Source organism: Mesorhizobium sp. M7A.F.Ca.US.002.01.1.1 (assembly GCF_004022955.1).
GTDB classification, from domain to species: Bacteria; Pseudomonadota; Alphaproteobacteria; order Rhizobiales; family Rhizobiaceae; genus Mesorhizobium; species Mesorhizobium ciceri.
The window spans coordinates 1-25,259 of record NZ_RZQE01000037.1 but is presented as its reverse complement, the minus strand read 5'-3'; the positions used below and the strand labels follow the sequence as shown (position 1 = coordinate 25,259).

The 25,259-nt window shown below is 62.6% G+C and carries 18 protein-coding genes, 1 tRNA gene and 1 pseudogene; 10 read left to right on the top strand and 10 right to left on the bottom strand.

Going from position 1 to position 25,259, the window contains the following annotated elements; genetic code table 11:
- The 4 genes and pseudogenes from EN932_RS06800 to EN932_RS06785 all read right to left on the bottom strand — a co-directional run.
- Window positions 1–226, bottom strand: a pseudogene (locus EN932_RS06800) (SH3 domain-containing protein); the annotation flags it as partial.
- A 262-nt stretch (window positions 227–488) separates the two neighbouring features.
- Complete coding sequence (locus EN932_RS06795; protein WP_127369909.1) at window positions 489–1,775, bottom strand: FAD-binding oxidoreductase; 1,287 nt, start codon at window positions 1,773–1,775, stop codon at window positions 489–491.
- Between the two features lie 73 nt (window positions 1,776–1,848).
- On the bottom strand, window positions 1,849–2,217 hold the full coding sequence (locus EN932_RS06790) for a four helix bundle protein (protein ID WP_064994597.1): 369 nt from the start codon (window positions 2,215–2,217) through the stop codon (window positions 1,849–1,851).
- A 47-nt stretch (window positions 2,218–2,264) separates the two neighbouring features.
- Window positions 2,265–3,701, bottom strand: a complete 1,437-nt coding sequence (locus EN932_RS06785) for a glutamine synthetase family protein (protein ID WP_027035719.1) — start codon at window positions 3,699–3,701, stop codon at window positions 2,265–2,267.
- 145 nt (window positions 3,702–3,846) lie between these two features.
- Here EN932_RS06785 and EN932_RS06780 point away from each other — a divergent pair, with 145 nt between their 5' ends.
- Window positions 3,847–4,560, top strand: coding sequence for an HAD family hydrolase (locus tag EN932_RS06780; protein ID WP_063170071.1), 714 nt, complete (start codon window positions 3,847–3,849; stop codon window positions 4,558–4,560).
- 83 nt (window positions 4,561–4,643) lie between these two features.
- Here the strand turns inward: EN932_RS06780 and EN932_RS06775 are convergent, their stop codons facing one another.
- From EN932_RS06775 to aceA, 3 genes are all read right to left on the bottom strand, one after another.
- Window positions 4,644–5,048 (bottom strand): response regulator, encoded by a 405-nt coding sequence (locus tag EN932_RS06775; protein WP_244506851.1) that lies wholly within the window; start codon window positions 5,046–5,048, stop codon window positions 4,644–4,646.
- A gap of 278 nt (window positions 5,049–5,326) precedes the next feature.
- The gene (locus tag EN932_RS06770) at window positions 5,327–5,569 is read right to left on the bottom strand and encodes a hypothetical protein (RefSeq protein WP_006202762.1); all 243 of its coding nucleotides are present in this window, start codon (window positions 5,567–5,569) and stop codon (window positions 5,327–5,329) included.
- Window positions 5,570–5,627: 58 nt separating this feature from the next.
- Window positions 5,628–6,917, bottom strand: coding sequence for an isocitrate lyase (aceA, locus tag EN932_RS06765; protein ID WP_024505756.1), 1,290 nt, complete (start codon window positions 6,915–6,917; stop codon window positions 5,628–5,630).
- 228 nt (window positions 6,918–7,145) lie between these two features.
- On the opposite strand from aceA, the gene EN932_RS06760 reads away from it, so the two are divergent.
- The 6 genes from EN932_RS06760 to EN932_RS06735 all read left to right on the top strand — a co-directional run bounded on the left by EN932_RS06760 (window position 7,146) and on the right by EN932_RS06735 (window position 14,158).
- On the top strand, window positions 7,146–8,588 hold the full coding sequence (locus EN932_RS06760; RefSeq protein ID WP_013530246.1) for an XRE family transcriptional regulator: 1,443 nt from the start codon (window positions 7,146–7,148) through the stop codon (window positions 8,586–8,588).
- Between the two features lie 150 nt (window positions 8,589–8,738).
- Window positions 8,739–9,689: a DMT family transporter gene (locus EN932_RS06755; RefSeq protein WP_127365728.1), complete on the top strand. Its 951-nt coding sequence runs from the start codon at window positions 8,739–8,741 to the stop codon at window positions 9,687–9,689.
- A 340-nt stretch (window positions 9,690–10,029) separates the two neighbouring features.
- Complete coding sequence (locus EN932_RS06750; protein WP_013530248.1) at window positions 10,030–11,127, top strand: polyamine ABC transporter substrate-binding protein; 1,098 nt, start codon at window positions 10,030–10,032, stop codon at window positions 11,125–11,127.
- An 84-nt stretch (window positions 11,128–11,211) separates the two neighbouring features.
- Entirely contained in the window at window positions 11,212–12,351 is a 1,140-nt protein-coding gene (locus EN932_RS06745; protein ID WP_013530249.1) for an ABC transporter ATP-binding protein, read from the top strand.
- 9 nt (window positions 12,352–12,360) lie between these two features.
- A complete protein-coding gene (locus tag EN932_RS06740) occupies window positions 12,361–13,335 on the top strand; it encodes an ABC transporter permease subunit (RefSeq protein ID WP_063170075.1) in 975 nt (324 codons plus the stop codon).
- A gap of 4 nt (window positions 13,336–13,339) precedes the next feature.
- Window positions 13,340–14,158 (top strand): ABC transporter permease subunit, encoded by an 819-nt coding sequence (locus EN932_RS06735; RefSeq protein ID WP_013530251.1) that lies wholly within the window; start codon window positions 13,340–13,342, stop codon window positions 14,156–14,158.
- Between the two features lie 18 nt (window positions 14,159–14,176).
- Here EN932_RS06735 and EN932_RS06730 read toward each other — a convergent pair whose 3' ends face one another.
- Complete coding sequence (locus EN932_RS06730) at window positions 14,177–16,030, bottom strand: AsmA family protein (protein ID WP_024505753.1); 1,854 nt, start codon at window positions 16,028–16,030, stop codon at window positions 14,177–14,179.
- A 272-nt stretch (window positions 16,031–16,302) separates the two neighbouring features.
- Here EN932_RS06730 and EN932_RS06725 point away from each other — a divergent pair, with 272 nt between their 5' ends.
- On the top strand, window positions 16,303–18,261 hold the full coding sequence (locus EN932_RS06725; protein WP_127384757.1) for an acetoacetate--CoA ligase: 1,959 nt from the start codon (window positions 16,303–16,305) through the stop codon (window positions 18,259–18,261).
- A 324-nt stretch (window positions 18,262–18,585) separates the two neighbouring features.
- Here the strand turns inward: EN932_RS06725 and EN932_RS06720 are convergent, their stop codons facing one another.
- Window positions 18,586–22,368 (bottom strand): PAS domain S-box protein, encoded by a 3,783-nt coding sequence (locus tag EN932_RS06720; RefSeq protein WP_128368768.1) that lies wholly within the window; start codon window positions 22,366–22,368, stop codon window positions 18,586–18,588.
- 248 nt (window positions 22,369–22,616) lie between these two features.
- Between EN932_RS06720 and EN932_RS06715 the strand changes: the two genes are divergently transcribed.
- Window positions 22,617–23,075, top strand: coding sequence for a phasin (locus EN932_RS06715; RefSeq protein ID WP_013530255.1), 459 nt, complete (start codon window positions 22,617–22,619; stop codon window positions 23,073–23,075).
- A 369-nt stretch (window positions 23,076–23,444) separates the two neighbouring features.
- Window positions 23,445–23,521, top strand: a tRNA-His gene (locus tag EN932_RS06710).
- 395 nt (window positions 23,522–23,916) lie between these two features.
- On the opposite strand, the gene lhgO is transcribed toward EN932_RS06710, so the two are convergent.
- Entirely contained in the window at window positions 23,917–25,107 is a 1,191-nt protein-coding gene (lhgO, locus tag EN932_RS06700) for an L-2-hydroxyglutarate oxidase (RefSeq protein WP_206519179.1), read from the bottom strand.
- Between the last annotated feature and the right edge of the window lie 152 nt (window positions 25,108–25,259).

Below are 25,259 nucleotides of genomic sequence, written 5' to 3'. Positions count from 1 at the left end.
TTGGAATGGTCTGTTCGGGGCTCGCTGCCGCTTGCCTGTCGCTGGCCGGCAGCGCCAGCCACAGCGCCACGGCGGCGACGCCAAGCAGTGCGGCGGTGCCGATCGCGGCAATCACCAGATGCGAGTTCGAACGGACTTCCTGCCAGAAGGACGGCCGCATGTCGTATCCGAACTGCATGGCAAAGCGCCGACGTTCCGGCGTACCGAAACTGAAGGGCTCTCTCACTCTTGCCACCTCCATAAGCGGGCCGACGTTCTTTCAATCGGTGCCGGAAGTCCGGCGTCTGATCCGCATCGGTCCCAAAAACAACGCGGGCAGGCCCGCAACAATCCCCGAACAATCGCCCAGAACCGGCAGCTTTCGCCTGCGATTGTGGCATCAGTACGCCAACATAGAGGATTCTGCGCCTTTGCGGGAAATTGCGCAATGCGTCGCACGGGCAACAAATGTTACAACAAATATTACAATATTACATCAGGCCGGCCGGCTAGATCCTGTCGCGCAGCGCAAACCAGTTGAGCGCCAGGAACAGCAGCGGCGTGCGGAAACGCCGGCCGCCAGGGAAAGGCGGGATTTTCAGATCCTCGATCAGCTTCAGCCGGTCGCGGTTGCCGGCAACGGTTTCGGCATAGAGTTTACCGAAGTAGTTCGACAGCATGACGCCGTGGCCGGAATAGCCGCCGGCCGAGATCACATTGGGCATCACTTCGCGCACGAACGGCTTTCTTGGCACCGTGATGCCGACATAGCCGCCCCAGCCATGCGTGATCTCGACATCCCCGAGCGCCGGATAGAGTTCCGCGATCTGGCGGCGGATGTGGATGTGGATATCCCGGGGATCGTTGACGCCATAGACCTCGCGTCCGCCAAACAGCAGCCGTCCGTCCTTCGATTTGCGGAAATAACGCACGACGAAGCGGGAATCGTCGACCGCCTCGCCGCCCGGCAGCACGTCCGAGTGCGTATCCAGAGGCACCGTCGCGCCGATGAACGAACCGATCGGCATGACGTGCGCGGCACTCACCGGCTCGAGCGTGCCCCCATAGGCGTTGACCGCGATCAGGCATTTCTGCGCCGTCACCGTGCCTCTCGGTGTCGAAACCTTGACCTTGCCGCCACTGGAAATGATGCCGGTTGATTGAGTCCCCTCGAACAGCTGCGCGCCTGCAAGCGCTGCCACCCGCGCCGTGCCGATCACCAGCTTCATCGGATGGATGTGCCCTGTGCCGGTGTCGCGCGTGCCGCCGAAATAGGCGGTCGAGCCCAGCCGCTCCGCCGTCTCCCTGGCATCCATGAACGAGATATGCGGGTAGGAAAAACGGCTCGCCATGATCTCGGCATGCGCCTTGTAGTCATCGACATAGCGCGGCTTGTGCGCCACCGAGAGCTGGCCCGGCATATAGTCGATATCGATCTGGTTGGCGGCAGTGAATTCGAGGAGATGCGCCTTCGCCTCTTCGGCAAGATCAAACAGCGCCTTGGCGCGGGACAAGCCGTACTCGGCTTCCAGGTCCTCGGCCCAGACGCGCTGGCCGGTGCCAAGTTGGCCACCATTGCGCCCGGAGGCGCCATCACCGAAGCGATACGCCTCGATCAAAACGACATTGGCGCCCGCCTTGGCCAGATGCGCTGCCGCCGACAGGCCGGTAAAACCGCCGCCGATGACAACGACGTCGCATGTCCGGTCGCCATCCAGCGCCGGGTATTCAGGCCGCGGGCCGGCCGTGTCCTCATACCAGGAACGGCCGGGGGAGATCGGGGATTGGTAGGGCATGATGCTCGCAGGCAGTAGGGCAGTAGGGCAGTAGGGCAGTAGGGCAGTAGGGCAGTAGGGCAGTAGGTGGGGACTATTCTGGGGACAATTTACGGATCAGAAGCCGCAAGAGCGTTCCGACGCTCTCACTGCGGGCCATCAATGATTCGATCGTCTCGTGCGAGGCGATTCCGACGCGTTGCGCGATCAGCAGATGGGTCTCCAGTTCCTTGAGTGATCCCTGGGCGATCCTGAGAAATTGCTGATAGGAAGCTCGGCTTTCTCGCCCGTAACCTTCGGCAATGTTGGCGGGAACGGAGGTGGCTGCACGGCGTACCTGAGTCGTCAGGCCGTAGAGCTCATCCCTTGGCCAAGCTCTGGTTGTTTCGTAGATCGATACCGCCAGATCCATAGCTTGCTGCCAGACAATTAAATCCCTGTACGATTCAATCTTGGCCGTCATCCTTGCCCTACTGCCCTACTGCCCTACTGCCCTACTCCCCTGCTCCCCTACACATTCAGTAACAAATACTCCCGCTCCCACGGACTGATCACTTCCATGAAGGTCTCGAATTCCGCGCGCTTGATCGCCGCATAGGTCGCGGCGAACGACTTGCCCAGATGAGCGCAGAGTTCCTCGTCGCCCTCGAACAGGTCGACGGCTTCGAGCAGGCCGCGCGGCAGGTCGATCTCGTCGGCATTGGCCGTTGTCAGGACCGGGGGCTCGGCCTTGATCTTGTTGGTGATGCCGATCAGCCCGCAGGCAAGCGATGCCGCCAGCGCCAGATAGGGGTTGGCATCGGAGGACGGGATGCGGTTTTCGACGCGCCGTGCCGCCGGATCCGAACGTGGCACGCGAAACGCCGTGGTGCGGTTGTCATAGCCCCATTTGTTGTTGACCGGCGCCGACGCCGCCTGTGTCAGCCGGCGGTAGGAATTGACATAGGGCGCGAACATCACCAGCGCGTTCGGCACATGCTTCTGCATGCCGCCGATAAAGTGGAAAAAATCGTCGGTTTCCGAGCCGTCAGCGGCCGAAAAGATGTTCTGTCCGGTCTTCTTGTCGATGATCGACTGATGGATGTGCATGGCGGAGCCGGGTTGCCCCTGGATCGGCTTGGCCATGAAGGTGGCGTAGATCTCGTGCTTCAGCGCCGCCTCGCGAATGGTGCGCTTGAACATGAACACCTGGTCGGCCAGTTCGATCGGGTCGCCATGGCGTAGATTGATCTCCAACTGGCCGGCACCTTCCTCGTGGATCAGCGTATCGATCTCCAGGCCCTGGCTTTCGGAGAAATGATAGATGTCGTCGATCAGTTCGTCGAATTCGTTGACGCCGGCGATCGAATAGCCGGCGCCGCCGCCGATCGCGCGTCCCGACCGGCCAACCGGCGGGGTCAGCGGATAGTCCGGGTCGGGATTCTTGCGCACCAGGTAGAACTCGATCTCGGGCGCCACCACTGGCTTCAGGCCGAGCTTGTCATAGGCGGCCACCACACGCTTCAACACGTTGCGCGGCGTGAACTCGACCGAGCGTCCGTCTTGGTGGACGAGGTCGCAGATGACCGCGGCCGTCGGGTCTTCTTCCCAGGGCACCACCGTCAGCGTCGACAGGTCGGGCATCAGTTTGAGGTCGCCGTCGTCTTCGGGGTAGTGGAAGCCGTTGCCATCCTCGGGGTAGCCGCCGGATATCGTCGTCATGAAGACTGCCGACGGCAGCGCCAGCGAGGTGTTGGAGGTGAATTTCTTCGATGGCATCATCTTGCCACGCGCGACGCCTGCCTGATCGGGCGTGATGCACTCGATGTCCTCGATGCCGCGCCATTCCAGCCAGGCGCTGACTTCCTTCCAGTTCTTGACGCCTCGTTGGTTTTTCACGAAGGCAGGCGTGCGGGCGCGTCCTCCGCGGCTCGACGGACGGACTTCCTTTTTTGCAGGCGGCATCATTCACCAGATTGGGTTGCGGATTGTGGAGTATAGCCGTGCCCTCCTATGGAAGGGAAGGGGAGCCGCGTCGGGCATTGCCCGGTGCGGTTGAAAATCACGCCAATCGGCTTAGTTTCGGCCGTCCCAATTCCAATCGAGGCGTTCAATGCGGCGCAATGACAAACTGACGACGATCGGCTTCGACGCCGACGACACGTTGTGGCAGAACGAGCAGTTCTTCCGGCTGACGGAAAAGCGCTTTGCCGCCATGCTCGTCGACCATGGCGAAGCGGAGCACATCTCGGCACGATTGCTGGAGGCCGAAAGGCGCAACCTCGCTGTCTATGGCTTCGGCATCAAGGGATTTACCCTGTCGATGATCGAGACGGCGATCGAGGTCACGCAAGGCCGCGTGCCGGGCTCGGTCATAGCGGAGATTCTCGATGCCGGCCGCGAGATGCTGAGCCATCCGATCGAGGCCTTGCCGCACGCCCGCGAGACGGTCGAAAAGCTTGCCGGCGCATTCCGCCTCGTGCTGATCACCAAGGGCGACCTCTTCGACCAGGAGCGCAAGCTGGCTGGCTCAGGCCTTGGCGATCTGTTCGACGCGGTCGAGATCGTCAGCGACAAGAATGCCGCCACCTATAGCAGGCTCTTCAACCGCCACGGCGATGGTCCGGCGAAAAGCATGATGGTCGGCAACTCGCTGAAGTCGGATGTGGTGCCGGCCATCGAGGCCGGCGGGTGGGGTGTTCATGTGCCGCATGAACTGACCTGGGTGCTGGAGCATGTCGAAGCGCCGGTAACCGAATCGAGGTTCCGCCAGATATCCGATCTCGGACAACTGCCCGGACTGATCGAAAGCATCATCGATCCCTGATCGCCGGGCGATCCGTGGTCGCCCGGCCTTACCTGGTTTCGATTCCGGACGGAAAAACCGCTATACACTTTCCCGCAATTGCCTCAGCGGCCGATCAGGCGATCGATCACCGGTTGCAACCGTTCGGGCGTGATCGGCTTGGCGATCACCACGTCGATGACACCAGACAGGCCCAGGCTTTCCGTGGTGCCATTCTTGGTTGACAGCAGGATTACCGGTGGCAGCGATTTGCCCGAGGCGCGGCGCAACGCGTCGATGCTGGACATCAGATTGTCGCAGTCCTTGTTGTCGGCGCCGCCGTCAAGGACAACCGCGCCGGGAATGAGCGACCGCAAGATCCTTGCCGCCGTGTCGGGAGATTCCGAAATCGGCTTGAGCCCGGATCGCTCGACGATCTTTGAAATCACCACGCGATTGATTGGCGACCTGCCGACGACAAGCACCTGCGACGGATCACGGATCGCCTCGGCGGTTGAGCCGCGGGTCACCAGATTCGGATGTCTTGGAGTCTCGCCTTCGCGATTCACCGGGCACACAAGTCAGCCAAGAAGCTCGCCCCTATTTCAATGCAGAGTTGAATCCGGAGCGCAATTGGCGTGAGATCGCAGCCTATGTCAAGTTGAAATAAAAGTGCCCGAAATCATCGCCGGGACAGTGAATTTCAAGCAACGCTACTGTACTCGACTGTCCACACGTGCATTTCATAAAAAGAAAATTCACCTGCGCAGGGGCTGCGCAGGTGAAGGGTCGGTTGCATGAATTTCAGTCAGCCGTGGCTCTGCTGCGTGACGATCACCGGGATCAGCAGATCGCCCCAGTTGCCGTCGCCGCCGTGATGTCGTGCCGAGCGCACGAGTTCCACCGAGACGCCCGCCTCGACCGCCTTCATAACCGACTGGTTGAGGCGGTGCAGGTCGTTGGCCAGCATGCGGATCGTCGCCTGCTGGTCGACGCTCATCGTTGTCGACTGTTCCTCGGCGCGTTCCTTGACGCGGCTTATCGATGCCATTGGTTTTCTCCTTGTGTCCCAAGCCCTGTCGGGCGTTTCCTCTGAGTTTTTCTGTTCGCTATTCGGCGGCCGGTTTGAACTGCGCGTGCTCCGTCGATTCATGCATGGCGGTGGTCGACGACTGGCCGCCGGTGATCGCCATCGACACGGCGTCGAAATAGCCGGTGCCGACCTCGCGCTGATGCTTGGTCGCGGTGTAGCCATCGGCCTCGGCCGCGAACTCCGCTTCCTGCAACTCGGAATAGGCCGCCATCTGCCGCGCCTTGTAGCCGCGCGCCAATTCGAACATGCCGTAGTTGAGCTGGTGAAAGCCGGCGAGCGTGATGAACTGGAACTTGTAGCCCATGGCGCCGAGCTCCTTCTGGAACTTGGCAATCGTCGCGTCGTCGAGGTTCTTCTTCCAGTTGAACGACGGCGAGCAATTGTAGGCGAGCAGCTTGTCGGGATGGTGCTTGCGCACGCCGTCGGCGAATTTCCTGGCCTGCGCCAGGTCGGGTTTCGAGGTCTCGCACCAGATCAGATCCGCGTAAGGCGCATAGGCGATGGCGCGGGCAATGCAGGGCTCGATGCCGTTCCTGACATGATAGAAACCTTCAACCGTGCGCCCGGCGTCGTAGTCGACGAAAGGCTGGTCGCGCTCGTCGATGTCGGAGGTGAGCAGCTTGGCGGCTTCCGCATCGGTGCGCGCGACGACCAGGGTCGGCGTGCCCATCACGTCCGCCGCCAGGCGCGCGGCGTTGAGGTTGCGAATGTGCGCCGCAGTCGGGATCAGCACCTTGCCGCCGAGATGGCCGCATTTCTTTTCCGACGCCAACTGGTCCTCATAGTGGACGCCGGCGGCGCCCGCCTCGATGAAGGCCTTCATGATTTCGAAGGCGTTGAGCGGCCCGCCGAAGCCAGCTTCGGCGTCGGCAACGATCGGCGCGAACCAGGTTTCGACCGAAAGCCCATTGCCTTCGGAGGTCTCGATCTGGTCGGCGCGCTGCAGCGTCCGGTTGATGCGCTTGACCAGTTCAGGCGCCGCATTGGCCGGGTAGAGCGACTGATCCGGATACATCGCGCCAGCCGTGTTGGCGTCGGCGGCAACCTGCCAGCCCGACAGGTAGATCGCCTTCAGCCCGGCGCGCACCTGCTGCATCGCCTGATTGCCGGACATGGCGCCGAGCGCGTTGACGAAGTCCTCCTCGTGGATGAGCTTCCACAGCCGATTGGCGCCCATTTCGGCAAGGCTCTGGCGGATCTGCACCGAACCGCGCAGACGCTTCACATCCGCCGCCGAGTAGGGTCGTTCGATACCGTCGAAGCGACCTTCCGGCGCCGATGGGACGAGGTTGTAAAAATCAGTCATTGGTCACTCCGAGGAATTGCTGATCTGTGTCAAGGCGTCAATCATTTGGGGGTAGTTGGGTATGACTGGATTTACATTTCTGCGCGAAATCAGCCACAAAAATCAGGTAAACTGAGAGGATATAAGAGAAAACCTGTGTTGCGTTTGACAGAAGTGCGTTGTAAATTTGTCATTATTGTAAAAGGCCCGTGCCCAGGAATTCGTGTAAATTGCTGTAAAGGACAGTCCATGGCTGACCAGAAGATCTTCGCCGGGCCGCGCATCCGCCGCATTCGCAACGCCAAGGGCCTGACCCAGACGGCGATGGCCGAGGGTCTCGGCATTTCGCCGTCCTACCTCAATCTGATCGAGCGCAACCAGCGGCCGCTGACGGTGCAGCTGATCCTCAGGCTGGCCTCCGTCTACAAGGTCGATCCACACGAGCTGCAGGGCGAGGCGAGGGGATCTGTCGCTGCCTTGAAGGAAGTGTTCACCGACCCCCTGCTGGTCGGCGAGTTGCCGGGTGATCAGGAACTGATCGAGCTTGCCGAGGCGGCGCCCAATGCGTCCGCGGCCGTGATAAAGCTGTTCCGCGCCTATCGCGAGCAGGCCGAGCGCCTGTCCGACCTCAACGAATTGCTGGCACGCGAGGGTCGGGCGACGGCGCTTTCCGGCGCCCGCCTGCCGATCGACGAGGTGCACGAGATTTTCGAGCGCCGGCCGAACCATTTCGCTGCCCTCGAGGAGGAGGCCGCGGCGTTCACCTCGGTGCTCGATCCCGGCGACGATCTGTTCGGCGCGCTGAAGGCCTGGCTGAAGCGCGAATATGGCATCGTGGTCAAGGTGCTGCCGGTCGCGACCATGCCGAACTGGCGCCGCCGTTATGATCGTCATTCGCAGCGCCTGTTCCTGTCCGAACGCCTGTCGCCGTTCGACCAGTTGCGCGAAGTCGCGATGGAGGCCTGCCTGATCCGCATGACGGTCGCGGTCGCCGGCGAGATCCAGGCGCTCAAGCTGAGCACCGACGAGGCGCGCCGCCTGGCCCGCTTCGAACTTGGCCGTTATGCGGCGCATGCGCTGATGATGCCCTATCAGGCCTTTCACGCGGCTGCCGTGCGCGCCCGCTATGACATCGATGTCCTGCGTTCGCGCTTCGGGGTCTCCTTCGAACAGGCGGCCAACCGGCTGACCATGCTGCAGCGGCAGGGTGCCTCGGGCGTGCCGTTTTTCATGCTGGAGGTCGACAATGCCGGCAACCGCTTCCGCAAGGCCGGCAGCCAGGGCTTTCCTCAAAGCCGCTTTGGCGGCGGCTGTCCCAAGCTGCCCGTGCATGTCGCCTTCACCCAGCCCGGCCAGGTCTTCGTCGAGGCAGTGGAAATGCCCGACGGCGCCGAGTTCCTGTGCATCGCCCGCACGCTGGAAGGGCCGCAAGGCGCATTCTCGGAACGCCCGCGCCGCACCGCGCTGCTGCTCGGTTGCGACATCGGCTTTCGTGACGATATCGTCTATGGCGCGGCATTGCCCGGTGCGGCAATCACCGCAAAGGCCGGCACCGTCGCGGCGACACCGGTCGGGCCTGCTTGCCGGCTTTGCGAACGCGTCGGCTGCCTGGCGCGGGCAGAACCGCCGGTGACGCGCCCGCTCGGCCTCGACGAGATGGTGACGGGCCTGAGTGCTTTCGATTTTCAGTGACGCCGTGTTCTTCTGAAATGGAGGAAGGTGCCACAATTGTCGGCGGCCGCTGGCTCAGTTCCGGCCTGCGCCTTTGCGTTACGCCAACAGAGCATCTTTTTGTCGTCCCTTGCGCATCGTCCCGTCCACAAGAGCCCGACAGTGGCAGCCATGATCGATACCGCATCGCCGATCGTCGCATCGCCAGCCGTCTCGCCGCGCGAGGAGCGCGTCGGCATGCTTTTGGTCTTCCTGTCGGCGCTGATGTGGAGTTTCGGCGGCGCCATCGCCCGCTTCATCACTGTCGGTGACAGCTGGACGGTCATTTTCTGGCGATCCGTGTGGGCAGCCGCCTTCCTGGTCTGCTTCATGGTTTGGCGTGACGGCTGGCGTGGCATGCTGAAGCTGTTCCGCGACATGGGGTTGCCCGGCCTTGCCGTCGGGATCTGCTTTGCCACGGCATCGACCGCCTTCGTCGTGGCGCTCGCCTACACCACCGTCGCTAACATCCTTTTGATGCAGGCAGGCGTGCCGTTGCTGGCGGCGCTGTTTGCTTGGGCATTGTTTCGCGAAAGGGTTGGTGTCGCGACCTGGGTGGCAATCGCCGCCGTCATCACCGGCGTCGCCATCATGGTGTCGGAATCGCTCGATGGCGCCGTCTCGCCCATGGGCGATGGGCTGGCGCTGTTGATCGCGGTCATGTTTTCGGTCGCCACCGTCATCACCCGGCGGTTCTCCGGCGTGCGCATGACGCCGGCGACGTGCCTCGGCACCATGCTCGCGGCCGGCTTTGCCGTCTCGCAGGCATCGACCCTCGCCGTATCTGGCAGTGACATGGGCTTTCTGTTTGCCTTCGGCGTGGTCAATCTCGGCCTCGGCCTGGCCTTCTTCGCCACCGGCGCGCGACTGATCCCGGCGGCCATCGCGGCGCTGCTCGGCACGTTCGAGCCGATCCTCGGCCCGATATGGGTCTGGCTCATTCATTCCGAGGTGCCGTCGGGGCGCACCATCATCGGCGGCGCGGTTGTGGTCACGGCGCTGCTCGTCCATATCGGGCTCGAATTCAAGCGCCAGGCAAGGCCCGAACGCGCAGGGGTCACCGGGGTGCCGTCACCTAATTGAAGCGGCCTGCAGCTTTGCCATTGACAACGTCGCTGCGGCACGGGCAGGCTGGGAATACGGCAACAACAAGACAGGCGTATCTTGCCAAGTCTCCCAGCCGGTCCGATCGGGACCGGACCATATCGTCGTATCTCTGCCCGCGCCATGGCGAAAGCCTCTGACGGTATTGGCACGCCTCCCAGGCCGCCTCAGGGGCATCCAACCATCGCATCCAACCGCCTGCATGGTCTCGGCAGTTCGCGCTTGTCGCCCCTTGGAAAGCTCAATAGTCTGAAGAAAATGCCGGTCGCGCTGATGTCGCGACGAGCCGGTGAAGGAACACTCATCAAAGGAGAATAGCATGATCCGCAAAGCGCTCTGGCTTTCGGCAACGTCGGCATTCCTGACATTTTTCACCGTCGGCGGTCACGCCGAAGATCGTGTCGTCAACGTCTTCAACTGGTCGGACTACATCGACAGTTCGATCATCGACGATTTCACCAAGGAAACCGGCATCAAGGTCGTCTATGATACCTTCGATTCCAACGAAATCCTTGAGACCAAGCTGCTTGCCGGCGGCAGCGGCTATGACGTCGTCGTGCCCAGCGGCAATTTCCTTGCGCGCCAGATCCAGGCCGGCGTGTTCCAGAAGCTCGACAAGTCGAAGCTGCCCAACATCTCCAACATGTGGGATACGGTTTCGGAACGCACTGCCAAGTACGACCCCGGCAACGAATACTCGGTCAACTACATGTGGGGCACGGTTGGCATCGGCTACAACATCAAGAAGGTGCAGGCGGCGCTCGGCACCGACAAGATCGACAGCTGGGATGTCTTCTTCAATCCCGACAGCCTGGCCAAACTGAAGGACTGCGGCGTCTACGTGCTGGACTCGCCGGCCGACATCATTCCGGCTGCACTGAAATATCTCGGCCTCGACCCGAACAGCACATCGCCCGACGATATCGCCAAGGCCGAGGAGACCTTGCTCAAGGTCCGACCTTATATCAGGAAGTTCCATTCCTCCGAATACATCAACGCGCTCGCCAACGGCGATATCTGCCTGGCCGTCGGCTGGTCGGGTGACGTGTTCCAGGCCCGCAACCGCGCGGTCGAGGCCAAGCAGGGCGTCGAGATCGGCTATTCCGTGCCGAAGGAGGGTGCGCAGATGTGGTTCGACCAAATGGCGATCCCTGCCGACGCGCCGCATGTCGCAGAGGCGCTCGAGTTCATCAACTACATGATGAAGCCGGAAGTTATCGCCAAGTCGTCGAACTACGTGCTCTACGCAAACGGCAACAAGGCTTCGCAGCAATTCGTCGACAAGGCACTGTTGGAGGATCCCTCGGTTTATCCCGATGCCGAGACCATAAAAAAGCTCTACACCGTCTCGCCATACGATCCCAAGACCCAGCGCGTCATCACGCGCACCTGGACCAAGATCGTCACCGGCCAGTAAGCAATCCGACACGGTCCCGGCAGCCACCTGCCGGGACCGTTTTTACCTGGGGCAAGAAGCAAGAAAATCAGGACGGAGTGGGACATGAAATCGCTTGGCAGCATCCGCAGGGATTTTGCACCGTGGAACGACCCGAACGCCAAGCCGTACATCCAGTTCGACAACGTCACCAAGAAGTTCGGTGACTTCACCGCCGTCAACAATCTGTCTCTGACCATCTTCGAGCGCGAGTTCTTCGCGCTGCTCGGTGCTTCCGGTTGCGGAAAGTCGACGCTGCTCAGAATGCTCGCCGGCTTCGAGGAGCCGACAGCCGGCCGCATTCTGCTCGATGGCCAGGATCTGCGCGGCATCCCGCCCTACCGGCGGCCTGTCAACATGATGTTCCAGTCCTATGCGCTGTTCCCGCATATGACGGTCGAGAATAACATCGCCTTCGGCCTCAAGCAGGACGGCATGCCGAAGCCCGAAATCGCATCGCGCGTTGCCGAGATGCTGAAGCTGGTCAAGCTCGAGCAGTTCGCCAAGCGCAAGCCGCATCAACTGTCCGGCGGCCAGCGCCAGCGCGTCGCGCTCGCCCGCTCGGTCGCCAAGCGGCCGAAGGTGCTGCTGCTCGACGAGCCGCTCGGCGCGTTGGACAAGAAGCTGCGCGAAGAGACGCAGTTCGAACTGATGGACCTGCAGCAGAATCTCGGCCTGACCTTCGTCGTCGTCACCCACGACCAGGAAGAGGCGATGACCATGGCCGATCGCATCGCCATCATCGACAAGGGCGAGGTGATGCAGGTGGCAACGCCGGCCGAAGTTTACGAGGCGCCGGGATCGCGTTTCGTCGCTGGCTTCGTCGGCAACGTGAATATGTTCGAGGGCAAGATCGCGCGTGGCGAGGCGGGCAGCGCCAGCATAGACGCCGGCAACGGCATCACCATCCGCACCGACAATGCCGGCACCGCCGGGGCTGGGACGGCCGTCACCTTCGCCATCAGGCCCGAAAAGATCAAGGTGTCGTCGAAGAAGCCGGCCGAGGCCGTCAACGCCATCGAGGGCGAGGTCTACGACATCGCCTATCTCGGCGACATGACCGTCTATCATGTCAGGCTGGACGACGGCCAGGTGGTGCGCGCCAGCACCATGAACGCGGCCCGCATCACCGAGGATCCGTTGAGCTGGAACGACCGCGCCTGGGTTTCCTTCCGGCCCGACGCCGGCGTCGTGCTGACGCGGTAGGGGGCGACCATGTCGAGCGCCGCCGTCACCACAGCATCAGCCTCTCCGGCATCCAATGCCGGCAGATCCATCCTTGCCAGGCTGGGTGCTGCCTTCGTTGGCCGACTGGTCATCATCATCCCGTATGTCTGGCTGCTGTTCTTCTTCCTCATTCCGTTCGTCATCGTCTTCAAGATCTCGCTGTCGCAGACGGCGATCGCCATTCCGCCCTATACGCCGGCGCTCGATTTCAGCGGCGGTATCTCAGGGTTCCTGGCTCAGCTGAAACAGCTCAGCCTCGACAACTACACCTGGCTGACGCAGGACGCGCTCTACTTCAACGCCTATGTGACCAGCGTCATCATCGCCGCGGTCTCGACGGTCCTGACATTGCTCGTCGGCTACCCCATCGCCTACGGCATGGCGCGCGCGCCGGCGACGATCCGCCCGACCTTGCTGATGCTGGTCATCCTGCCGTTCTGGACCTCGTTCCTGATCCGCGTCTACGCCTGGATCGGCATTCTCAAGCCCGAAGGGCTGCTCAATCAGCTGCTGCTCGCCACCGGCATCATCCACCAGCCGCTGATCATCCTCAACACCTATACGGCGATTTTCATCGGCATCGTCTATTCCTACCTGCCGTTCATGGTGCTGCCGCTCTATTCCGCGCTCGAGAAGATGGACTATTCGCTGATCGAGGCGGCCAAGGATCTCGGTTGCCCGCCGACCAGTGCGTTCTGGAAAATCACCTTCCCGCTGTCGCTGCCCGGCGTCATCGCCGGTTGTCTGCTGGTGTTCATTCCGGCCGTCGGCGAATTCGTCATTCCCGATCTGCTCGGCGGATCGCAGACGCTGATGATCGGCAAGACGTTGTGGAACGAGTTCTTCGCCAATCGCGACTGGCCGGTATCGTCGGCCGTGGCCGTCATCCTGCTGTTGCTGCTGATCGTGCCGATCATGCTCTTCCAGCGGGCTCAGGCGCGCGCTCAGGAAATGGACAGGTGACCTCATGAACGCCACCTGGAGCCGCTTCAACATCACCTCGATCGTGCTTGGCTTTGCCTTTCTCTACCTGCCGATCGTGCTGCTCATCGTCTTCTCGTTCAACGAATCGAAACTGGTCACGGTCTGGGGCGGTTTCTCGACCAAATGGTACGTCTCGCTATTCCACAACCAGGGTCTCATGGACGCGACCTGGGTGACGGCGCGTGTTGGCCTGATCTCGGCCACGGTTGCGACGGTGCTGGGCACCCTGGCGGCACTCACCTTGACCCGCTACACGCGCTTCAAGGGCAGGGTGCTGTTTTCCGGCATGGTCTTTGCGCCGCTGGTCATGCCGGAAGTCATCACCGGCCTGTCGCTGCTGCTGCTCTTCGTCGCCGTCGGGCTCGACCGCGGCTTCCTCACCGTGACGCTCGCCCACATCACGCTGACCATGTGCTTCGTCGCCGTGGTCGTGCAGTCGCGGCTCATGACTTTCGACCGCTCGCTGGAAGAAGCCGCGATGGATCTTGGCGCAACGCCGGTGAAGACCTTCTTCCAGATCACATTGCCGGTCATCATGCCGGCGATCGTCTCCGGCTGGATGCTGGCTTTCACCCTTTCGCTCGACGATCTGGTCATTGCCAGCTTCACCTCCGGGCCGGGCGCGACGACGCTGCCGATGAAGATCTACAGCCAGGTTCGCCTCGGCGTGACGCCGGAAATCAACGCCGCCTGCACCATCCTGATCGCCGTCGTGGCGATCGGCGTCATCATCGCCTCGCTTGCCAACAAGCGGCGTGAGGTGCAGCGCCAGCTCGACGAGCAGGCCGCGCAGCGCGGTTGAAGATGAAAACGCGACCCCTTATTCCCCGGAAACGCCGCGGCTGATCGGGGAAATGAACGGCGTGCTCCAGGTTCCGCCGACGAAGAACGACGACTGGTTGGGGCCTTGCTGGCCGTTGGCCTGCGTTGCCGCCTGGTCAGGCTGAATGACGCCGCCGGACAAGGCCAGTCCGCGCCCGGCGTAGGACGCGATGCCGGACAGCCAGATCTTGTACTTCGCTGAATTGGCCTCGGCCTTGTCGATTCGCGCCACGCCCTTCGAAATGGTGGCCTTGATCTCGGCACCGTCGATCGGCAATGTTGCGTCGGAGACATCGTCGAGCGCGAAGAAGCCGCCCTGTTCGGTATGTTTGAGGAAGGCCGGCAGGTTGAGCTTGCTCAACGCACCCGGCCCGAAGGTCGCCGAGACCGAGCCGTCGGCATTGTCGAAGATGGAATCCCAGGTTCTGCCCGGCCCCTTGAGGATCACCGAGACGGTGCCCGTGCCGACCGGCACCAGCCGCGTCATCCCTGCCGCCGTGCCGAAAGCACCGCCGTCGATGTCGGACGCCAGAAGGCGGATTTCGACCTGCGAGCCTTCCGGCTTGCGATCGAAGCGAAGGCTGGTCTGGATGTTGCCGCCGAAGGCCGAGGCATCGGAGATGTCGAAGACGGACAGACCATCCTTGACCTGGGCCGTGGCGGCGACGTCGGCGAGCTGGATCGGCCCCGCCGTGGCGTGCGCCGCCGACAGCCTGAGATCGAGATTGATCTTGTCGGCGAAACTTGTGTCGATTTCGCCAGGCCCCGCCCCTCCGGTCGGCACCAGCGGGGTGAAGGCCGACAGAAACGATCTGAGGTCGAGCGTGTCGAAGGCGAGCGTGCCGGAGATCACCGGTTGTGCTTCACCAAGCGAGAGGTCCAGCGCACCCATCCCCGGATTGTTGTCGAGTGCAATCGCCGTGTTGTCGAACTTGACGCGCCCGCCGGTCGCGGTGATCTTGCTCGAAATGCTGACCGAGCCGATCGCCGCACCCGGAGCGATGCCGGCCTGCGACCATTCCAGGACACGCCGCAGCGAGGGCGCCGAGAACTTCGCTTGACCGTCGAAATAGGTATTTTCAGACATGCTGGCCGTGCCGTCGAACGAGAAGGTGGCGGGCGCCGCCTTGAAGGACAGTGTCAGCGGCGCCGTGCCGCCGGCAAACAGCACAAGCGGTTTGGCCGAGGCGACGTCCAGCGCGACGCTTTCGCCCCGCCAGATGCCGGTTGCCGACAGCGTCGCATTGCTGTTCATCGCCGCCCAATTTGCCTGACCGTTCAAGCTGCTCAGGATCTCGACGTCCTTGCCGCCGATGGAGGCTACCATGCGGCCGTCGCGAAACTCGACCGTGCCGAAGGTGTCGGTAGGCAGCTTGTCGAGGTCCGGTTTGGCGGGGTCGGCGTTGACCAGGCCGCGCGCCGTGTCGATGGAGCGCGTGATGCGCCCGCCGGTCGGGACAGCGGGCAGGAAAAGGCCGGCAGGCGTGCGCTGGACCCGGATCGTCGGCCGCACCAGCCGCGCCGTCGAAAACACCACGTCGCCGCGCAAGGCCGCCATGGCGGAAAGGTCGACCTCGACCCGTTCTGCCTCGACCACCGGCGGCGCCTCGGTGTCGGTCCATTGTGACAGCGTCACATCGGTCAGGATGGCGCGGAATGTCGGCCAGACCTCGATACGCGGCGAACCGTCGATGGCGACACGGAAGCCGCTCCACGCACTCATTTCCCAGGCGATGCGGTCGCGCACGATACGGGTGGAGGCAATCAGCGGCAGGGCGGCAACGACCAGCGCGACGACGATCACGGCAGCGCCGATCGCCCATATTCCGCGCCGGATCATAGATGATGGCATATGGCCCCGTATGCTTCCATTCCGACAAATCGCGCGACGGGTGTAACCCCAGGTGTCACCACGGCCCCGGTCGTCACCACGACCCCGGTCGTGACCAGGACTTCCGGCCGTCACTACGACTTCAAGTTGTCACTACGACTTAGGGCTGAGGCATTTCAAGTCTTTATGGCCCGGCGATGGCATTTGCGCACATCTGGTCGCATCAGCCGAACAAAATCTTGCTCTGCTGCGCTGCGATATGCATAAGCGATGGCGACCGTGGAGGAACGATCATGGCTGCCGAACAACCGCTCTGGACCCCGACGCAAGACCAGATTGACGCAGCACCCTTGACCGCCTTCACCAAGGCCGCCGGAGTCAAAGCCGGCGTAGCGTTTTCCTCGTATTCGCAGCTTCACGCCTGGTCGGTCGAGGACCGTGAAGGGTTCTGGAGCCTGGTCTGGGATTTCTGCGGCATCGTCGGCGGCAAGGGCGACAAGCTGCTCGTCGACGGCGACAAGATGCCCGGCGCTTCTTTCTTTCCCGATGCGACACTGAATTTCGCCGGGAATCTGCTGAAGAAGACCGGCTCAGGCGACGCAATCGTGTTTCGCGGCGAAGACAAGGTCGAGCGCCGGCTGTCCTGGAACGAGTTGCACGCGCTGACCTCGCGGCTGCAGCAGCTTTTCCTGTCGCTCAAGGTGAAGAAGGGCGACCGCATTGCCGCCATGATGCCCAACATGCCGGAGACCGTCGCCGCCATGCTGGCCGCCGCCTCGGTCGGCGCCGTCTGGTCGTCCTGCTCTCCCGATTTCGGCGAGCAGGGCGTGCTCGACAGGTTCGGCCAGATCGAGCCCGTCGTCTTCATCGCGCCGGATGGCTATTGGTACAATGGCAAGGCGATCGAAGTCGCCGACAAGATCGCCGCGGTCGCGGCCAAGCTCGGCACTGTCCGCAAGATCCTGGTCGTCGACTATCTCGGCACATCGAGCGATGTCGCCGGGATCATCGACAAGGCGGTGGCGCTGGAAGAGGCGCTGTCGCCCTTCGCCGGCAAGCCCGTCGCCTTCGAGCCGCTGCCGTTTTCGCATCCGCTTTACATCCTGTTTTCGTCGGGAACGACCGGCATTCCCAAGTGCATCGTCCATTCGGCCGGCGGCACGCTGATCCAGCATGTCAAGGAACACCGGCTGCATGCCGGTCTCACCGACGGCGACCGCTTTTTCTACTTCACCACCTGCGGCTGGATGATGTGGAACTGGCTGGTGTCGGGGCTCGCTTCGGGTGCGACGCTGCTGCTCTATGACGGTTCGCCCTTCTACCCCGACGGCAATGTGCTGTTCGATTTCGCCGATGCCGAGAAGATGACTTTCCTCGGCACCTCGGCCAAGTTCATCGATTCCGTGCGCAAGGCCGGCCTCAAGCCGATCCGCACGCATGATCTGTCCACTGTGCGGGCAATCTCCTCCACCGGCTCGCCGCTGTCGCCGGAAGATTTCCGCTTTGTCTATGACGGCATCAAGAAGGACGTACATCTGGCCTCGGTCTCCGGCGGCACCGACATCGTCTCCTGCTTCGTGCTCGGCGTGCCGACGCAGCCGGTCTGGACCGGCGAGATCCAGGGACCCGGCCTCGGCCTGGCCGTCGATGTCTGGGACGACGACGGCAGGCCGGTCCGACAGGAGAAGGGCGAGTTGGTCTGCGCAAAAGCCTTTCCGGCGATGCCGATCGGCTTCTGGAACGACCCCGATGGCAAGAAGTACCGGGCGGCCTATTTCGAGCGCTTCGACAATGTCTGGTGTCATGGCGATTTCGCCGAATGGACCGAGCATGGCGGCCTCATCATCCATGGCCGCTCCGACGCCACGCTCAACCCGGGCGGGGTGAGGATCGGCACGGCGGAGATCTACAATCAGGTCGAGCAGATGCCTGAGATCCTGGAAGCATTGTGCATCGGACAGGACTTCGACAACGACGTGCGCGTCATCCTGTTCGTGCGCCTGGCCGCCGGCGTGCAGCTCGACGAGGATCTGGAAAAACGCATACGGGCAAAAATCCGTAGCGGCGCGAGCCCGCGTCACGTGCCGGCAAGGATCGTCGCCGTCACCGACATCCCACGCACCAAGTCGGGCAAGATCACCGAGCTTGCGGTGCGCGACGTGGTGCATGGCCGCGCCATCAAGAACAAGGAGGCGCTCGCCAATCCAGAGGCGCTTGAGCTGTTCAAGAACCTGCCGCAATTGGCCGAGTAGCTGCTAATGCATGTCGCTCAAAAGTGGCCCGGTTTTGAGGCAACGACACGTATGAAAAAGTGACTTCGGAATGGTTAACGAAATATCTCGCTAGAATTTACCTAGATTTCATGAGTGGTACACATTCGTAAATTTTCCGGCGCCCCGGTAAGGGGTTGTTAAGGTCCGGCGTCGATAGTCGCAGGTAACTTGAGGGAGAAATCCCGTTCCTCAGCCCCGAGGATCCGAATTCGCTCAAGCCCCCGTTGTGACAGCAATCCCATCTCTTAAGGCGCCTTTGGGCGCCTTTTTCTTTTTATCGGGATCGAAGCGTGGAGGGCTGATCTATTCCGCGAGCACACGGGTCGATGGAAAAGCGACCTCGACCAAGGTGCCTTCGCCCGGGGTCGAATTGATGGTGAACCGGGCACGGTTGGCTTCCACCATCGCTTTGGTCAAAGGCAGTCCAAGCCCGGTGCCGTCGCCGCGTCCGCGCTTCAGCGCGTTGATCTGCTTGAACGGCTTCAGCGCCTGCTCGATCTCGGCATGGCTCATGCCGATGCCGGTGTCGCGCACCCGCATGACGACGTCGCCCGACGTCTCATAGGCGGTCGAGACGATCACCTGGCCGCCGGCCTGGGTGTAGCGGATGGCATTCGACAGGATGTTGAGCGCGATCTGGCGCACGCTGCGCAGGTCCGCCACCACTTCCGGCAGCCGCGAAGCGAAGCTGGAGCGGATGATGACCCGTTCGCGATTGGCCTGCGGCTGCATCATCGCCACCGTCTCGGCCAGCGTGTCGTTGAGCGACACCGCCTCATAGGCCATCTCCTGCTGGCCGGCCTCGATCTTGGAGATGTCGAGCAGGTCGTTGACCAGGTCGAGCACATGATTGCCCGAGCGGTTGATGTCGCGCAGATAGTCGCGGTAGCGGTCGTTGGCGACAGGTCCGAACTTCTCGTCGACCATCAGTTCGGAAAAGCCGATGATGGCGTTGAGCGGGGTGCGGATCTCGTGGCTGATGCGGGCGAGGAAATCGGTCTTCTGCGAGGACGCGCGCTCGGCCACCGCACGTGCCTGCGTCAAGTCCTCTTCGGCCCGCTTCCACTGCGTGATATCGCGAACGACGGCGCAGAAGCCGCTGGCGTTGGGCAGCCGGCCGATGGTCATGAACAGCGGAATGAAGCGGCCTTGCGATTCGCGACCGATCACCTCACGGCCGTCGTTCATGACACTCGCCACGCCGGGCTCGGACAGTCCGTTGAGATAGTCGCGTGCCGCGCGCTGACTTTCGATGGCAAACAGCGAGGCGAACGGCTTGCCGGTCACATCGTCGCTGTCGAAGCCGAACAGTGCTTCGGCCGGCCGGCTGATCGATCGGATGGTGCCGTCACGGCCGATCAGCACGACGCCGTCGGTGGCGGTGTCGATAATGGTGCGCATCTCGGCGATGCGCGCCTTGAGCTCGGAAATATCCGGCTGCGTCTGCTCGTCGCCAACCACATGCAGGCTCGCCGGCGCATCATCCTCGCCGGAGCGTCGCACGACCAGCATCAGCGCCTTGCCGTCGCGCCAGGGGACAGAGCGCAAAATGGCCTCGATCGGGAATTCCTGTCCATCACGCGTCTTCAACCGCAGCGCGCGATCGGTGCCGTCGGAAACGCCGTCGTCGGCATAGGGGTCGGCAAACAACGCGCCGAGGCCGCCGGCATCCGCCAGATCGTCGAGCGCCTCGTAGCCGGTCAGGCTGAGGAATTCCTCGTTCGCATAGTGCAACTGGTCTCCGGAATGGATGAGCAGCGGCACGGGCAGCTTACCGAGCAGCGACGTGTCCGGGGCCTTGTGTTCATCTCCGGCGGAAAACGCCGACGGCACGAACCCTTCGGCCTTGAGCGGCGGAACCTGCAGGCGAGGGCGCTCGACGCGTATTTCCGCAGCGTCGCCTGCATTGACGGCCTGCGCGGCAACCGCCTGCTCGTCAGGCGATGCGGCTTCCTCGTCGGGCTGCGCCCAATCCTCGCTGTCTTCGGCATCGCGAAAATCTGCTGACGTCATGCTGTCGTCATCGAGGACATCATGTGTCGCGTCAGTGGCTTCAGGCTCTTCGCCGGGCGAAACCGCAGCGGTGTTCTCTGGTTCCGCCGCCACGGGGCCACGTTCGTCATCTTGGCCGGCATAGTCCAGCAACGAGCCCGTCACATTCATCCCAGGGGGGGCTTCACGAGCCGCTTCGTCCGGGTGACCGTCAAGCCGTGCCAGATCCTGCTCGTCTTCGGCATCGACATCGGTCTCGGATGGCTCGACCGGTTCGTTCTCTGGCCCTGACGCAGGGATGCCGCCGGTGCGCATCGGGTCGTCGGACGCCTTGACCGGAGCCTCGGTCTCCGCTGCCGACGCCTCAGCAGTCTCAGTCTCTGGTGGCTCGACCGGAGCACTCTCCTTCTTCAGCCGCTCGCCGATTTCGCGGAAGGCGCTGCGTTCCAGGGTCGAGAGGCCCTTGTCGTTGGCTGGCTGGCGATGTTCGGCGAGCCGGATCACCTTGTCGGCAAAGCGCCGCTCCTGTTTCGGCACGATGGTCAGCGCCGGCACCTCGCCCTTGAACGGATCCGATGCCTGAGCGTCCTCGGCCCTGGGCTCCTCAGCGTTCGGCTGTTCGGGCGCGGGTTGGATGACTTGCGGTTCCGGCGTTGCCGGCGCCCGGCCATTGGGCACCAGCGCCATGCCGATGGCCTCCGGATCGACGACCGCGTCGCTGGCGCGGGCAACGCCGAAGCCGCGGAAACCCTCGAAGGCGCGGCTGCGCCCATAGACAGGCAGCGCCGCCAGGTCGACGGGTATCTTCAGATCGGTGCCGACGACCGGCCACAGCACGGAGCGTCCGGACCAGGTATCGCGCCGTTCGAGGAGCCCCGATATCTCGCCCGAGGGGTCGAGGCCGAATGTGGCGGCGACATCCCTGAAGCGTCGGCCAATCACGTCGGCCGCCGGCTTGCCGACGATGTCGGCGAATTCCGGCGACAGCGCGCTGAACTTGCCTTCGGCATCGGTGCGCCAGACGAAGCGCACCGGCGCCGCTGCGCGGTCTATCGCCGAGACGGTCGTCGGCGTGGCCGCGGAGGTGGACTGGACTTCCAGGGCCGCCGGTTCTTGAGGCGCTTCAGGTCCGGACGCAGCTGGTCGCGGCGCCTGTTCCCCTCCGTCCTCGCCGGCGTTGAAGTACCAATGGTCGTGTTGCGCCGGTGTGGGCTCTGCTGCCGCCTGATCGCTGTTGGCAGCCGTCGGCGCCTGCCCGATCACGTCGGTGATCGCATGCGGCTGCGATGCGGCGACGTCCTCGGTCGGCAGTGCGGCGCCTGGTTCCTCGGTCGGCGTCTCGCCACCCTGTTCCGGCTGCGAAGCCGCATCGCCAGCTGGTGCCGCCTCGGCAATGGTTTGCGTGAGGTGTTCGCCCGCAGGGGCTGTGTCGTCGAGCTGGTCCTCGTCGATCACCACCAGCAGATGCCGCTCCTCGGTCAATCTTGCCAGCCCCGCCGGGTAGGAGGCCGTGCCGCCCGGGACAAGGCGCTTGACGATGCGGTCGCTCTCGGCTGCGACGTCGGCAACCAGTGCTGCCAGCGTCTCCGGCAGGATGCCCAGTGCCGAAAATCCTTCCGAGGCCGCCTCAACGTTGCCCCTGGCATCGACAAAGGCGATGAAATGACCATCCTCGGTGAAGCCGCTAATGGCGCGCGCGGCGATTTCGCCGGCACTGCGTGACCCTGTCTGAGCCGCCGGCACTGCCAGCATGATCGCCTTCTCGGCGTCCGGCATGGTCACCGCACTGGCCAGGAAGCCGACGGCGCGGCTGGTCATGCCGGTCGCCAGCCGCACCATGATGGCGCGGTCGCTGCCAATCTCGGGAAATCCGCTGGTCGCCATGATCTGGCGCCTGGCGATCACGGGCAACTGCGCCGAGGCGCCTATGATCGCCTCGATGTCGGGATAACCGAACATCGCGGCTCCTGGCCCATTGGCCCAGATCACCTGCTCCAGATCCGCCGACAGGATCGCGATCGCGTCGCCTGCGGCAAAGCGCTGGCGGACCGCGTCGAGCACGGCGACATCAAGGAAGGAATATTCGGACGGCATGCGCTTGGCGGACCTCACGGAGCGGCGATTTTGCAGTTAACGCTTTGTTAATAAAAGCCGGAGGCGCGAAGGTCCACAAGCCAGAACGTGCAAAGGCTGGAATCTGGGCTCTTGGTTAACGGCCCAAAAGAAATTTATGGTGCACTGCAACAAAGATATTGCAATGCACAAAATTTGCCTTTATATTGCCATCATACATGAACGAGACGGCTTTCTGTCAAAGCCGCTGCCGCTGAAAAGGAGGGAAAATGTCCAGGACCAAGACCGCCGAGACGATCGAAAACGTTGAATTCCCGAGCTTCGACGCTTCCAAGGCCACTGACCAGATTCGCGCTTTCGCCGAAAAGGGCGTTGAGCAGTCGAAAGAGGCTTATGCCAAGCTGAAGACCGGCGCCGAGGAGACCCAGAAGGCTCTGGAGTCGACCTACGAGACCGCCAAGACCGTTTCCAACGACCTGTCGCTCAAGACCATCTCCGCTTTGCGTGCCAATGCCGAGGCCGGTTTTTCCCACCTCGAAGCCCTGATCGGCGCCAAGTCGCTGTCGGAAGTCGTCGAGCTGCAGACCGCCTTCCTGCGCAAGCGCGTCGAATCGACCGTCGAGCAGGCCAAGGACTTCCAGGCCGTTGCCTCCAAGGCCGCCGAGGACGTCTCCAAGCCGATCAAGACCGCCTTCGAGAAGGCGATGAAGGAAATCAAGGTTGCCTAACATTTGCGCATGATCTGAAGATGCAACAAAAGGTCGCATTTTCTTAAAAACGATCAGGTGTATGATGGCAGCCATCAAGGAATACCCGGTGAGTGGAACCTCCTCCCTCTGCTCCCCGGGGTGACCAGCCAGCACCTCCTCCCGCTGGCTCGTAACAGGAAAAGGCCGGCACCTCCTCCCGCCGGCCTTTTTCTTTGTCCGTCGCCTGGTCCTTGCCTGCGCCTTCTTGCTGGGCGAATGCCGCGCCGATGTGGGGAAGTGACCTTTGCTTTCCAAAAGCCTTGAATTAGAATCCATAAGCCCGTAAGGACGCATCGCCGAACGACAGAGCGGCGGATGAGTTTCTGTTTCGATCCGCTCAGGCAACGTGCCGTTGTAGCTCAGATGGTTAGAGCGCCGGATTGTGGATCCGGAGGTCGCTGGTTCGATCCCAGCCAACGGTACCATAAATAGCGACATAATTTCAAAGACTTAAAGGCTTCTGGTTAGCTAGGCTGGCTTGGGTGTCGGTGCGTCTTATGGACGTGTACCATTCTGGTGCCATAGGGAGGCCGTCCAGCTATGACGGTCGACAAAATGGCGGTCAGCCGGGAGCGAACCCTGCCAATGACGTCAGCCGTCGTTTCGCCTGAGATCTTTGCGCAGCCAAAAAAGCCGTCGTCCACACGGAACCTTTGCTTGCGGAAACCGCAGGCCAAGTTGCTACCCTCTCGCCGGGAGCGGCATTGCTGGCCTGGTGGTGCGCCGATCTGGTTCCGACGCAAAAGCTGCGTTGGCCGCGGCCGGTGCCCAGGCAGATACTCCAGCGTTCAGTTGGGCTCCAGTGCGTACCGCCTCATTTTCAGCAGCCCTGTATGAGGCGATCTCGAATCATCTCTGCAATCGGGATCGCCGAGGTGGCGGCGGGGGAAGGCGCGTTGCAGACGTGCAGCATGCGGTCCGTTTGTGCGAACAGGAAATCATGGATGAGGGCACCGTCCTTGCGCACGGCTTGCGCGCGGATGCCTGCTTCGTGCGGGAGCAGGTCGGCGAGCTTGAGGCTCGGACAGTATTTCCGGCACTCCTCCAGATAGCCTGGCTTCCAGAGCGAGTTGCGGAGTTCCGTTACCGCAGATCCGCGGTTGGCGAACACGGTTTTCCAGAAGCCGGGAAACAGCGCGTAGTCGGCCATGTCCGAAACATTGAACGAAAGCCGTGGATAGCCTTCGCGGGCAAAACCGATAACGGCATTCGGCCCGACCGTGACGCTGCCGTCGATCATCCGCGTCAGGTGCACGCCAAGGAAGGGCAGGGCTGGATCCGGGACGGGATAGATCAGATGGCGGACAATGTCGTTCTTCGATGCGGGAAGGCGATAGTATTCGCCGCGGAAGGGAACGATGCGATGCTCGATCGAAAGCCCGGCGAGCACGGCCAGCCGGTCCGATTGGAGACCGCCGCAGACCACCAGTTTTTTCGCCTGCCAGTTTTCGCCGGCCGACGCGATATCGACGGAATCGATGACTTCGCGAATGCCGGTGACGCGCGTCGACAGGCGGATCTCGCCGCCAAGCGCCCTGATGCGCCGCCCCATGGCTTGGCAGACATCGGCATAGCTGACGATGCCGGTCGAGGCCACGAAAAGCGCGCCGAGACCGCGGATGTTCGGTTCCCGCTCCTTCAATTCACCCTCGCTGACGCGCCGGACTTCGATCGTGTTCTGCTTCGAGCGTTCGTGGAGCGCCTCCATGCGCTGCACTTCGAGTGCGGAGGTGGCGACGAGCAGTTTGCCGCAGACATCGAAGCGGATGCCGTTCTCCTGGCAGAAGGCCTTGGTGGCATCCGCGCCCTTGCGGCAGAGCTCGGCCTTCAGGCTGCCTGGCGGATAGTAGATGCCGGCATGGATGACACCACTGTTGTGGCCGGTCTGGTGCTTGCCGAGAGCCTCCTCTTTTTCCAACAGGATCAGGCTGCAGCCGGGATATGTTTCCAGCAGCCGCATGGCCGTCGCCAGGCCGACGATGCCGCCGCCGATGACGCAGTAGTCGAAAATCATTGTTGTAGCCCTTGCCTGCCCGATTATGCGTGCGCCGTCTGACGATCGCCATAGCCGAAATAGGCCTTTTCCAGCGCATGTCCGTCGGCAAGCTCGCTTGCCGAACCCTCCAGCGCGTTATGGCCGTTGCGCGGCACGTAGACGCGGGA